The 12283-nt window shown below is 73.4% G+C and carries 11 protein-coding genes; 1 reads left to right on the top strand and 10 read right to left on the bottom strand.

Annotated features, from left to right (window positions below; translation table 11 throughout):
* Positions 1–91 precede the first annotated feature (91 nt).
* Genes cobC through cobM form a run of 6 tightly spaced genes read right to left on the bottom strand, consistent with a single transcriptional unit; the run spans position 92 to position 6550 of the window.
* Positions 92–1177, bottom strand: coding sequence for an Rv2231c family pyridoxal phosphate-dependent protein CobC (cobC, locus tag ACIBCK_RS00395; protein WP_399385885.1), 1086 nt, complete (start codon positions 1175–1177; stop codon positions 92–94).
* On the bottom strand, positions 1161–2105 hold the full coding sequence (locus ACIBCK_RS00390; protein ID WP_399385884.1) for a sirohydrochlorin chelatase: 945 nt from the start codon (positions 2103–2105) through the stop codon (positions 1161–1163). Before ACIBCK_RS00390 ends, cobC begins: the two co-directional genes overlap by 17 nt.
* Positions 2102–2728, bottom strand: a complete 627-nt coding sequence (locus tag ACIBCK_RS00385) for a precorrin-8X methylmutase (RefSeq protein ID WP_399385883.1) — start codon at positions 2726–2728, stop codon at positions 2102–2104. Before ACIBCK_RS00385 ends, ACIBCK_RS00390 begins: the two co-directional genes overlap by 4 nt.
* Positions 2725–4437 carry a precorrin-3B C(17)-methyltransferase gene (gene cobJ / locus ACIBCK_RS00380; RefSeq protein WP_399385882.1) on the bottom strand — a complete coding sequence of 571 codons (1713 nt, stop codon included), beginning with the start codon at positions 4435–4437 and terminating at the stop codon, positions 2725–2727. The genes ACIBCK_RS00385 and cobJ overlap by 4 nt, the downstream gene beginning before the upstream one ends.
* A complete protein-coding gene (cbiE, locus tag ACIBCK_RS00375; RefSeq protein ID WP_399385881.1) occupies positions 4434–5729 on the bottom strand; it encodes a precorrin-6y C5,15-methyltransferase (decarboxylating) subunit CbiE in 1296 nt (431 codons plus the stop codon). Before cbiE ends, cobJ begins: the two co-directional genes overlap by 4 nt.
* Positions 5726–6550, bottom strand: a complete 825-nt coding sequence (cobM, locus tag ACIBCK_RS00370) for a precorrin-4 C(11)-methyltransferase (RefSeq protein ID WP_399385880.1) — start codon at positions 6548–6550, stop codon at positions 5726–5728. Before cobM ends, cbiE begins: the two co-directional genes overlap by 4 nt.
* A gap of 92 nt (positions 6551–6642) precedes the next feature.
* Between cobM and ACIBCK_RS00365 the strand changes: the two genes are divergently transcribed.
* On the top strand, positions 6643–7374 hold the full coding sequence (locus tag ACIBCK_RS00365; RefSeq protein WP_399385879.1) for a ZIP family metal transporter: 732 nt from the start codon (positions 6643–6645) through the stop codon (positions 7372–7374).
* A gap of 32 nt (positions 7375–7406) precedes the next feature.
* Here the strand turns inward: ACIBCK_RS00365 and cobI are convergent, their stop codons facing one another.
* From cobI to ACIBCK_RS00345, 4 genes are read right to left on the bottom strand one after another with little or no spacing between them, the layout of a single operon-like run.
* Positions 7407–8156: a precorrin-2 C(20)-methyltransferase gene (gene cobI, locus ACIBCK_RS00360; RefSeq protein WP_399385878.1), complete on the bottom strand. Its 750-nt coding sequence runs from the start codon at positions 8154–8156 to the stop codon at positions 7407–7409.
* Positions 8153–9607, bottom strand: coding sequence for a cobyrinate a,c-diamide synthase (locus tag ACIBCK_RS00355; protein WP_399385877.1), 1455 nt, complete (start codon positions 9605–9607; stop codon positions 8153–8155). Before ACIBCK_RS00355 ends, cobI begins: the two co-directional genes overlap by 4 nt.
* Positions 9601–10209 carry a cob(I)yrinic acid a,c-diamide adenosyltransferase gene (gene cobO, locus ACIBCK_RS00350; protein WP_399385876.1) on the bottom strand — a complete coding sequence of 203 codons (609 nt, stop codon included), beginning with the start codon at positions 10207–10209 and terminating at the stop codon, positions 9601–9603. The genes ACIBCK_RS00355 and cobO overlap by 7 nt, the downstream gene beginning before the upstream one ends.
* A complete protein-coding gene (locus tag ACIBCK_RS00345) occupies positions 10209–12248 on the bottom strand; it encodes a putative cobaltochelatase (RefSeq protein ID WP_399385875.1) in 2040 nt (679 codons plus the stop codon). Before ACIBCK_RS00345 ends, cobO begins: the two co-directional genes overlap by 1 nt.
* Between the last annotated feature and the right edge of the window lie 35 nt (positions 12249–12283).

Genomic DNA, 12283 nt, shown 5'->3' with positions numbered 1-12283 from the left:
TCAAACGCCGGCCGGGCTGTATCTGTCAGCCGTCCGGCGTTTGAGGACGCCCCGGCGCAGCCGGTTTTCGGGAAGGGGCGGGGTCGGGGAATCACCCCCCAATTACCTCCCGCACCGCCCCCACCAATCGATCGGTGGTCCCCCGGTCCCGGACAGCGACCCGCAACCACTCCACCCCCAACCCCGGAAACGTATCCCCCCGCCGCAAAGCAAACCCCCGCTCCCGCAGCCGCTCCCGGAGGGCCATGGCGCCGGGGGCCCTGAGCAGGATGAAAGGGCCCTCCGCCGGCTCGACGGCCCGCAACCCGAAGGGGGCGAACTCCCGCAGGCCGCGCAGGAGATAGGCCCGGTCATCAGCCACCCGTACCGCCGCCGCCGACGCCTCGGCCAAGGCCGTCGGCCCTACACACGCCTCCGCCGCCGCGAGGGCAGGTGAGGAAACCGGCCACAGAGGTTGCGCCCGCGACAAGCGGGCGATCGTCCCCGGATCGGCGAGGACGTAACCGATCCTCAGCCCCGCCAGGCCCCACGTCTTGGTGAGGCTTCGCAGGACGACCAGGCCGGGCACGTCCGTGCGGCCCGCCAGCGCCTCCCGTTCCCCCGGCACCGCGTCCATGAACGCCTCGTCCACCACCAACACCCGCCCAGGGCGCGCCAGTTCGGTGATCGACGAAGCAGGGTGGAGCACCGACGTCGGGTTCGTGGGGTTGCCGATCACCACCAGGTCGGCCTCCTCGGGGACCTCCACCCCCGCGAGACGGAAACCGTCCTCCTCCCGCAGCAGCACCCGCCCCACCACATGCCCCGCATCCCGCAGAGCCGCCTCCGGCTCGGTGAACTGCGGGTGCACCACCACCGGCTGACGCGCCTTCAGGGCGCGCGCGATCAGCACGAACGCCTCCGCCGCGCCCGACGTGAGCAGCACCCGGTCCGGCGTCACGCCGTGCCGCTCCGCCACCGCGGCCCGCGCCGCACTGCCGTCCGGATAGGCGGCGAGGCCGTCCAGTGATGCGGCGATGTGCCGCTTCAGCCAGGCGGGCGGGGTGTCCGCGCGGACGTTGACCGCGAGGTCGGTGAGGCCGCCGGCGCCCCGGACCTCGGCATCACCGTGATGCCGCAGATCCGGGTCACCGTCGTACGCATCCCAAGTCCCAGCGGCCTCAGTGCGAGTGCGCATGCGAACCGTGGTGGTGGCCGTGCCCATGACCGTGGCCGTGCCCGTGCCCGTGGTCCCCGTCGTCGTCCGGGTGGAAGTGCGGCTGCTGCGGAAGCCCCACCTTGTCCTCGAAGCCGGGCAGCGCGATGCGGTAGACGCAGGAGTCGCAGTTCATCCGCAGATCACCCTTGACCGCCTCCCGGTAGCGCTCCATGACGAGGTCGAGCAGCTCCTCCTCGGGGCCGATCACGTTCGCCGAGAGGACCTCGGTGCCGGGGTGCGCCGCCGCCCAGCCGTCCGTCTGCTGGCGGACCCGGTCCGGCAGGATGCCGGTGAACAGGAAGTAGGGCAGGACCACGATCCGCTTGGCGCCCAGGCGTACGCAGCGGTCGAGACCGGAGGGCACGTCCGGCGCCGCCAGCGACACGAACGCCGTTTCCACGCCCGCGTAACCGCGCCCCTCCCACAGCAGCCGCGCCGCCTTGTGCACCTCGGCGTTGGCGTCCGGGTCGGTCGAACCGCGGCCCACGAGCAGCACCGTGACGTCCGCGCGGTCGTCGGGCGTGCGGGCCGAGCCGCCGAGCGCCTCGTCCAGGCGGCGGTCGAGGACCTTCAGGAGCGAGGGGTGCGGGCCGAGCGGGCGGCCGTAGGTGTACGAGATGCCGGGGTGGCGCTCCTTCTCGCGGGTGAGCGCCGCGGGAATGTCCCCCTTGGCGTGCCCGGCCGACACCAGCATCAGCGGCACCGCCGCGAAACGTTTGACGCCCCGGTCCACGAGATCGGTGACCGCGTCACCCAGCGGCGGCGGCGAAAGCTCGATGAAGCCGCCGGCGACCGGGAGTTCGGGGTTGCGCCGGGCGAGCTCCTGCACGAAGTCACGGAAGGCGGCCGCCCCGGCGTCGTCACGGGTGCCGTGTCCGGCGATGAGCAGTGCGGGCGGGGTGGTCACTGGGACTCCTTGATTGCTTCGGTTGTTTCGTTCGTACGGTGCGGCGGCAGGCCCGGAGCGGGGTGGTACAGGAGCGCGTTGAGCGCCGCCGCCGCCACCGCCGAGCCGCCCTTCTCCGACACGTTGCTGACGGCGGGAAGCCCGCTCTCGCGCAGGGCCGCCTTGGACTCCGCCGCCCCCACGAAACCGACCGGCAGGCCGATCACCAGGGCGGGCGCGGCGTCCAGGACGAGCAATTCCTCCAGGGCGGTCGGCGCGCAGCCGATCACCCAGAGCGCGCCGGGGCCCACCTGCTCGTAAGCGAGACGTATCGCGTGGGCCGAACGCGTCAACCCCGCATGGGACTTGGCGTCCTTGAGGCGGCAGACCGTCTCGCGCTTGGTGATGCCCGCGGCGACCATCTCCACGTCGGCGACGACGGGCGCGCCCGCGTGCAGCGCGGCGTGGGCGGCCACCAGGGCGTCCTCGTCGGTGACGAGGTCCGTCGCGTACTCCAGGTCGGCGGCGGAGTGGATGACGCGCTCCACGACCGCGCGGGTCAGCGGCGCGAAGTGCGAGGTGTCGAGGCGGGCCCGCAGCCGTCGGAACGACTCCTGCTCGATGGGGTGCACGACACGGGTCACTTGGCCACCTCCGACGCGTCGGCGTGCTGCCAGCGGTAGCCGCGCGGGGTCACCATGCGGCCCGCGATCTCGCGGGTCGCGGTGTTGCCGACGGTCACCACCGTCATCATGTCGACGACCGCCGGGTCGAGTTCGCCGATCGTGCTCAGGCGCGCCGACTCGTCCGGGCGAGAGGCGTTGCGCACGACACCCACCGGGGTCGTGGGTTCCCGGTGCTCGGCGAGGATCGACAGGGCCTTCGGAAGCTGCCAGTCGCGGCCCCGGCTGCGCGGGTTGTAGAAGGTGACGATGATGTCCGCCTCGGCCGCCGCGCGCACCCGGCGCTCGATGACCTCCCACGGTGTGTGCAGGTCGGACAGGCTGATGGACACGTGGTCGTGGCCGAGCGGCGCGCCGAGGATCGCCGCCGCGGCGAGCGCGGCCGTCACGCCGGGCACGCCGATGACGTCGATGTCGTCGCTCGCCTCCGCGAGCGCGGGCGACGCCATCGCGTACACGCCCGCGTCGCCGGACCCGATCAGCGCGACCGCCTGGCCCTTCTGGGCCTCGGCGACCGCCGTACGGGCCCGCTCCTCCTCGGCGCCCAGACCCGACTCGATGAGCTTCGTACCGGGCCTGAGCAGGTCACGGATCTGGTCGACGTACTGGTCGAGGCCGACCAGGACCGCTGCCCTGCGCAGCTCGTCGCGGGCGCGCGGCGTCAGCAGATCACGCGCGCCGGGGCCGAGCCCGACCACGGCCAGTCGCCCACGGGGCGCGCGGCGCACGACCGCGCAGGTCGCCATGGGCGCACGGCCATCGGGCGCCGATTTCCGTTTCGGTACGAGGAGTTCACCGCCGGCGCGCAGTGCGGCGGCCTCCGCCACCGAGGGCGTACCGACAGCGGCGAGCGGCGCGTCGGAGGGGTTCGGGACGTCGACAGCGGCCAGTTCGTCGGCCGCGTACGTCACGACCGGCACCCCGAGCCGCGCCGCCGCCTCGACGATGCCGGGCTCGTCGGCCTTCGCGTCGACAGTCGCGAGCGCGGCGACGGATGCAGGGGAGAGCCCCGCGTCCCGGAGGGTGTCCTGGATGAGCCCGAGGACTTCCTCGGTGGGCGCCCCCTTGCTCGCACCCACACCCACGGTGAGCGAACCGGGCCGCAACACGACCTCACCCGGGCCGAGTTCGAGCAGCCGGTCCGTCACCCGGACCGCCGGCCGCCCGTGGCCAGGCGTCACGTTGGGCGGCAGTGCGGGCAGCGGGTACGCCAACTCGGCGTGCAGGGCGACCGGTTCGCCGTCCAGGATCGCGCGGGTGACCCCGGCGACATCTCCCTCCACCGGAAGGCCGAGCGTGTCGAGCCCCGGCACGTCCACGGAGTCGGTCGCCGTCGTCACGACGGGCGTGGCCGCCAGGAGGTCCCCCAGCTCCTGGGCCAGGGCGTTGGCGCCCCCCTCGTGCCCGCCGAGGAGGGCGACCGCGAACCGCCCGGCCTCGTCGACGCACACGACCCCGGGGTCGACGTCCTTGCCCCGCAGGAGCGGCGCGGCGAGGCGCACCACCGCGCCGGTGGCCAGGAAGCACACCACCTGCTCGCACTCCGCGAAGGCCCGCTCCAGGGCCTCCCGCACGGGACCCTCGTACACCCGCGTCCGCGAGGGCCACGCCGCGGCGACGCGGTCGCGTGCCGCGCCGCCCGCCGCCGTGGCGGAGATCAGGCCGATCACTCAACTACTCCTTCAGGCAAGGAAGATGAGGGGCGGGTGCCCCCCACCAATGTGGGGCGGGTGCCCCACACCAGGAAGACCGGATTGGCCGCCGCGAGCCGCGAGACCTCACCGGGCAGCGGCGCGAGCCGCGACGACTGCAGCAGGACGCCGTCGCAGTCGTACCCGGCGTCGCTGAGCGCGGCCCGCACCGCGGGCACCCGGTCGATCGCCGCCATGGCGACCACGACGGTCCGCCGCGCACGCCGCGCGCAGGCGCTCACTATGGCGGGCAGCTCTCGGCCGCCGCCCCCGATGAACACGGCGTCCGGGTCCGAGAGATCGGACAGGACGGTGGGCGCGGCCCCGTGCACGGCGCGTACGTCGACACCGTGCGCGGCGGCGTTGGCCCGCACGCGCTCGACGCCGTCGGCGGTCTTCTCCACGGCGACGACGGCCGCGCCGAACCGTGCGCACTCCACGGCGACCGACCCCGACCCCGCGCCGATGTCCCACACGAGGTCGCCGATGCGCGGCCCGAGCCGGGCCAGGGCAAGGGCGCGCACCTCGAACTTGGTGATCATGGAGTCGCGGTGGGTGAACTCGTCCTCGTCCAGGGCCCATCGGTCGGGGGAGGGGCGTGGCCCGGCGATGGTGCGCACGGGCGTCAGGGCCCGGTCCTCGTCCAGGCAGAGGACGACGCTCACCGCGGCGCCCCAGTCGCGGCTCGCCGCCTCGGCCGGGGTGACCCGCTCGACGCGCTCGTGCTCCGGGTCGCCCAGGGCGGAGGCGACGACGAGGGTACGGGTGTCGGTGCGGCGCATCAGCTCGGCGCCGAGTTCGGCTGGGCCGCTGCCGGGGCCGGTCAGGACGGCCACCTTGGGGTGCGTGCGGCAGGTGTTCACGGCGGTGCGCAGCTCCCGGCCGTGCGCGCTCACCACCACCGCGTCGTCCCACGGGAGCCCGACCCGCGCGAAGGCGGTGGCGACGGACGATACGCCGGGCCGGACGTCGAGCTCGGACGGCCCGAACCGCACCGCGAGCGCCCGCACGATCCCGAAGAACCCGGGGTCCCCGGAGGCGAGCACGACGACACCGCCGCTGTCCGTCCCGCCGTCCGCCTTCGCCAGCTGCTCCTCGATGGCGTCGAGCGCGGGGGCGAGCGGCCCCATCACCACACGGGCCGTCCCCGGCGGCAGCTGGGCGGCGTCGATGTGGCGCCGGGCCCCCACCACGAGCGCCGCGGCGCGCGCCGCTTCCAGGGCCGCGGCGTCGAGCGGCGCCCCCGTCCCCGTACCGATGACAGTGATCATGAGGTGGCCTTCTCGGCCCGTAGCGCGGCCCGCGCCTGCGGGTCCGCCTTGCGGTAGCCGTGGAAGTGGCCCGGGTGGTACAGGTGCGAGCGGGTGCCGTGCGCGGCGAGGGCCGGGCCGACCAGGAAGAGGGTGTGCTTCCAGAGCTTGTGCTCCTTGACCGTCTCTTCGAGGGTCTCGATGGTGCAGTGCAGGACGAGTTCCTCGGGCCACGTCACCTGGTACGCGATGACGACGGGCGTGGTCGTCGGGTAGCCGCCCTCCAGGAGCTCCCGCACCAGCTGGCCGCTGCGCGCCGTCGAGAGGAACAGCGCCATCGTCGTGCCGTGCCGCGCGAACTCCCGTACCTCCTCGCCGGGCGGCATCGGCGTCTTGCCGCCGCCGAGCCGGGTGAGGATCACGGACTGCGCGACCTCGGGGATGGTCAGCTCGCGCTGCGCGATCGCCGCGACCGCCGAGAACGACGAGACGCCGGGCACGATCTCGGTCGCCACGCCGATGTCGGCGCACCGGTCGACCTGCTCCTGCGTGCCGCCCCACAGGGCGGGATCGCCGGAGTGGATCCGGGCGACCTTCAGGCCCTCGCCGGCGGCCCGCTCGTACACGGCGACCACCTCTTCGAGGGACATCGTCGCCGAGTCGAGGATCTCTGCGCCCTCACGCGCGTGTTCGAGAACTTCCGGCTGTACGAGGCTCGCCGCCCAGATGACGACATCGGCGTCCGCGATCGCGCGTGCGGCGCGGAAGGTGAGCAGGTCGGCGGCGCCGGGCCCTGCCCCGACAAAGGTCACCTTGCCGGTGGTGGCTTCGGCGTCGGCCATGGGTGGGTTCCTCTCGTACGAAACAGAAAAACAGTGGGTGTCGCCCCGCGCCGGATGTGCGGGGCAGGGGGTCAATCGGCTAGCAAGGGCGCATGGCGGTGTTCGTGGCGCTCGGCGCCTTTGTGATGACCCTGGTGGGCGGCTGGACGGCCCAGCGGGTCACCGACCGGCGCCACCTCGTGCTGGGGCTCGCGGGCGGTCTGATGCTCGGCGTGGTCGGACTCGACCTGCTGCCGGAGGCGCTGGAGGCCGCGGGCACCCCGGTCTTCGGCGTCCCGGCGGCGCTGCTCCTGTTCGTCGGGGGCTTCCTCGCCGCGCACCTCGTGGAGCATCTCCTCGCGGGCCGGCACGCCGGGCACGGGGCGGACGAGCACGACAAGGGCAGGGTGCCGCAGGTGGGCCTGACGGCGGCCGGCGCGATGGTCGGGCACAGCGCCATGGACGGCATCGCGATCGGCGCCGCCTTCCAGGTGGGCGGCGGCATGGGAACGGCGGTGGCCCTCGCGGTCATCGCCCATGACTTCGCGGACGGCTTCAACACGTACACGCTCACCAGCCTGTACGGGAACGCCCGGCGCAAGGCCATCGCGATGCTGTTCGCGGACGCGGTGGCCCCGGTGGTGGGCGCCGCGTCGACGCTCCTGTTCACCATTCCGGAGCAACTGCTCGGCGGGTATCTCGGGTTCTTCGGGGGAGCGCTGCTCTACCTGGCCGCCGCGGAGATCCTGCCGGAGGCGCACCACGAGCACCCGGCCCGCTCGACGCTGCTGTGCACGGTGGCGGGAGCGGCGTTCATCTGGCTGGTGGTGGGCATCGCGGAGTGAGGCCGCGACAGGCGCCGAGGCGTGCGCGGAGGTCACAGTTTCCCGCCCCGGCCGCCCTCGCGCCGCGCGGGAGCGATGAGCGTGGACAGATAGGGCAGCGGGGCCTCGCCGATACCGGCGGCGCCCTGGATGGACTCCTCGGGCAGTCCGAGCGCGGAACCCCACACGGCGTCCTCGGTGCGCCCGGTCTCGCGCAGCGCGGCGGCCACCTCGTGGGCGAGCCGCCCGAACTTGTACGCGACGACCGTGCCGGGCCCGGCGAGCGCATCCTTGAGCACGGCGGCACCCGCGGTCACCGGCACCAGCGTCAGCGGCTCGGTCCCCTCGGTGAGGACGGCGCCGCTGCGCGCGGCGAGGTCCTGCATGGCGGTGATGCCGGGCACGGTCTCCACCTCGACGCCCGGCACGAGCTCCGCGATGGTCTGCGCGAGGTAGGTGAACGTCGAGTACACGTTGGGGTCGCCGATCGTCGCGAACGCCACCGAGCCGTGCTCGCGAAGCAGCGTGGCGACCCGCTCACCGGCGGCGTCCCAGGCGGCCTCGCGGCGCTGCCGGTCACTGCGCTCGTTGAGCGCGAACACGACACGTACGACCTTGTCCTCGGGGACGTAGTGCAGCACGGTCGCCTCGGCCCGGCCGCGCTCCCCGCCGTCCGTCCCGTCCGGCGCCGCCATGACGGGCACGACGACGACAGCGGCGGCGCGCAGGGCGTTCACGCCCTTGACCGTGACGAGTTCGGGATCTCCGGGGCCGACCCCGACACCGACCAGCTTGCTGCTCATGCTGTTGCCCATCCTCTGCACCTCTCTACGAACCGACGGGCGATACCGGGTTCGGCGGCCCAATGCGTGTGCAGGTAACTCGCGTGCACACCCTGTTGTACGAAGCCTTCGACGCGCCGTTCAGGGGCGTGCAGGCCCCAGGCGGGAGCCGCCCCGGCGCCCGGCTCGACGACGGTGCGGTGGAACTCGTGCCCGCGCATCCGGGTGCCGACCTCCGCGAGCGGGCTGTCGGACACGGCCACGGCCTCGCGGTAGCCGAGCGTGAGCCGCTCGGACATCCGCGCGTGCGCGTCCAGCACGCCACACATCGGCTTGCCGTCCAACTCCCGGGTCAGGTACAGCAGTCCGGCACACTCGGCGGCGACGGGCGCCCCGCTGAGCGCCAACTCGGCAACGGCTTTCCGAAGCGGCTCGTTGGCGGAGAGCTCGGGGGCGTACACCTCGGGGAACCCACCCCCGATGACCAACCCGGCGGTGCCGAGCGGCAGTTCTTCATCGCGCAACGGATCAAAGGTAACGACATCGGCCCCGGCGGCGGCAAGCAGCTCGGCATGCTCCGCATAGGAGAAGGAAAACGCAGCACCACCGGCGACGGCGACTACGGGATTCTTCATCCCGCCCGGTGGTATATCCAGCCCCTCCGGCGTTTGAGGAGCGGGGGTCTGGGGGCGGAGCCCACAGTTTCGGGAAGGGGCGGGATTGGGGAAAGAAGCGCCGCAGGCACCGACAGCAACCGGATCCCACGCGTCACCGGCCAACGCGGGCGCACTGCGGGCCAGCGCAAGAATGGCCTCCAGGTCGCACCCCTCGCGGACCTGGGAGGCCAACGCCGCAACAGACGCCACAGCCTCAGCCCGCCGCTCGGCGACCGGCACGAGCCCCAGGTGCCGTGAGGGAGCCTGGACCTGCGGCGCACGCCCCAACGCCCCCAGCACAGGCACCCCGGACTCATCAAGAGCCTCCCGCAGCAACGCCTCATGCCGCGCCGACCCCACCTTGTTCAGGATCACGCCCCCGATCCGCACCTCCGGATCCCACGAGGCGAACCCATGCACAAGGGCGGCCACGGACCGCGACTGCGACGACGCATCCACGACAAGCACCACCGGCGCCCGCAGCAGCTTCGACACCTGCGCGGTGGAAGCGAGTTCACCCTGCCCGGAGGCGCCGTCGTACAGGCCCATGACGCCCTCGACCACCGCGAGATCGCACCCCCGCGCCCCGTGGGCGAACAGGGGCGCGACCAACTCCGGCCCGCACATATACGCGTCCAGGTTGCGGCCCGGCCGCCCCGTGGCCAGCGCGTGATACCCGGGGTCGATGTAGTCGGGCCCCACCTTGTGCGGGGACACGGCGAGGCCGGCCGCGGCGAACGCGGCCATCAACCCCGTGGCGACGGTCGTCTTCCCGCTTCCGGAGGACGGCGCCGCGACGACGAGCCGAGCTACCACTCGATGCCCCTCTGGCCCTTCTGCCCGGCGTCCATCGGGTGCTTGACCTTGGACATGTCGGTGACGAGATCGGCGAACTCGACCAGATCGGCGGGCGCGTTGCGACCGGTGATGATCACATGCTGGTTCCCCGGCCGCGCCCGGAGCGTCTCGATGACCTCGTTCGTGTCGATCCATCCCCAGTGCATGGGGTAGGCGAACTCGTCGAGGACGTACAGCTGGTACGTCTGCGCGGCGAGGTCACGCTTGACCTGCTCCCAGCCCTCGCGCGCCTTCTCCTCGTTGCTCTGCTCGCCGTCGGCGGGCGCGCGCTGGATCCACGACCAGCCCTCGCCCATCTTGTGCCAGTCGACGGACCCGCCCTCGCCGGATGCCCCGAGCACCTTCAGGGCGTTCTCCTCGCCGACCTTCCACTTCGCCGACTTCACGAACTGGAAGACCCCGATGGGCCACCCCTGATTCCAGGCCCGCAGTGCGAGACCGAAAGCGGCGGTGGACTTCCCCTTGCCGATCCCCGTGTGCACGACGACCAGCGGACGGTTGCGCCGCTGACGCGTGGTGAGCCCGTCGTCCGGCACCACGCTCGGCTGCCCCTGAGGCATCAGGCCACGCTCCTCGTTCGAGTTCCCTGTACGTCCTTGACGAGCCCGGCGATGGACTCCGCCCGCAGTTCGTCGAGTGTCACGGCCGTCCCGCCGAGCTCACCCGCGAGCTGCCCCGCGAGCCCGAGCCGCACCGGCCCCGACTCGCAGTCGACGACCACCGAAGCGATCCCCGCGGCCCCGAAGAGCCGCGCCGCGCGCCCCGCCTGGGCCACCGGCTCCACGCCACCCGTGGCCCGCCCGTCCGTCACGACCACCACCAGCGGACGCCGCGCCGGATCGCGCAGCCGCTCCACCCGCAGCACCTCGTGCGCCTTGAGCAGCCCGGCCGCGACAGGCGTACGCCCGCCCGTCGGCAGCGACTCCAGGCGCGCGGCGGCAGCATCCACGGAGGACGTGGGCGGCAACGCCACCTCGGCATCGGCCCCCCGGAAGGTGACGAGCCCGACCTTGTCCCGCCGCTGATAGGCGTCGAGCAGCAGCGAGAGCACCGCGCCCTTCACGGCACTCATCCGCTGCCGCGCCGCCATGGACCCGGAGGCGTCCACGACGAAGAGCACGAGGTTGCCCTCACGCCCCTCCCGCGTCGCCTGCCGCAGATCGTCACGCCGTACGACGAGCCCGCGCCCCGAGCGGCCACGCGCCCGCTGATGCGGGGCCGCGGCCTGCACGGTGGCCGCCAAGTGCAGCTTGGTGAGCGCCCCTTGGGGCCGCCGGGCCCCGGTGGTCCGCCCGTGCTCGGTCCGCGCCCGTGAGCGCCGCCCCGCGGCACCCTCACCGAGGCCGGGCACGCTCAGCATCTTGGTGCGGAACGGCTCCGCGGCCCGCACGGGCTGCTGCTCACCGCCACCGGCGGCCGGAGCCTGCGCGGGCGACGCCTCGTCCTCCTGGCCCGCCTCGTCCTCTTGGCCCGCCTCGCCCTGCGACTCGGGCGAGCCCGGGGTGTCGGGGGTGTCGGGCCCGCTCTCCGGGGGCTTGCCACCGCCGTCGGGGCCGTCGGGGTCCGGGTCGTCGTCGCCCTGGTCGCCGTCGGAGGCCTGCTCCAGCGTGTCGTCGAGCTTGTCCTCGTCGAGCCCGGGGGCATCGAAGGGGTTGCGCCGACGCCGGTGCGGGAGCGCGAGGAGCGCGGCCTGCCGGACGTCCTCGGCGAGCACGTCCTCGCGCCCCGCCCACGCGGCGAGCGCCGTCGCCGTACGCGCCATCACGATGTCGGCCCGCATCCCGTCGACCTCGAAGGCCGCGCAGGTGGCCGCGATCTGCCGCAACGCACCGTCACCCAGCCGCACTTGGGGAAGCAGTGCGCGGGCGGCGACGATCCGGGCCCGCACCGCGGACTCCTCGTCGGCCCACCGTGCGGCGAACCCTTCCGCGTCGTCGTCGTACGCGAGCCGCCGCCGTACGACCTCGACGCGCTGGTCGGTCTCGCGCGACGCGGCGACCTCGACGGTGAGCCCGAAGCGGTCGAGCAACTGCGGGCGCAGTTCGCCCTCTTCGGGGTTCATGGTGCCCACGAGCAGGAACCGCGCCGCATGCCGGACCGACACGCCCTCACGCTCGACGTACGAGGCGCCCATGGCGGCGGCGTCCAGCAGCAGGTCCACCAAGTGGTCGTGCAGCAGGTTCACTTCGTCGACGTAGAGGATGCCGCGATGGGCGTCGGCGAGCAGTCCCGGCTCGAAGGCCTTGACGCCCTCAGCGAGCGCCCGCTCGATGTCGAGCGCCCCGACCAGGCGGTCCTCGGAGGCGCCGACGGGCAGCTCGACCATGCGCGCGTCCCGCACCGACGCCCCGGCGACGTCGTGCGGACCGTCCGGGCAGGCGGGGTCGGGAGCGGCCGGGTCACAGGAGAACCGGCAGCCTGCGACGACGGGTACCTGCGGAAGCAGCGCCGAAAGGGCGCGCACGGCGGTGGACTTGGCGGTGCCCTTCTCGCCGCGGACGAGCACGCCGCCGACGGCGGGCGACACGGCGTTGAGCAGCAGGGCGAGCCTCAGGTCGTCCTGACCGACGAGAGCGGTGAACGGATAGGGGGTGGTCACAAGGCCTCCATTGCGTGATCCAGGGCAGGGCAGGG

Origin of the sequence: Streptomyces sp. NPDC051218, from assembly GCF_044455475.1 — a bacterium.
GTDB lineage: Bacteria > Actinomycetota > Actinomycetes > Streptomycetales > Streptomycetaceae > Streptomyces.
The sequence above is the reverse complement of the archived record's forward strand: the minus strand, read 5'-3'. Positions and strand labels throughout refer to the sequence as shown.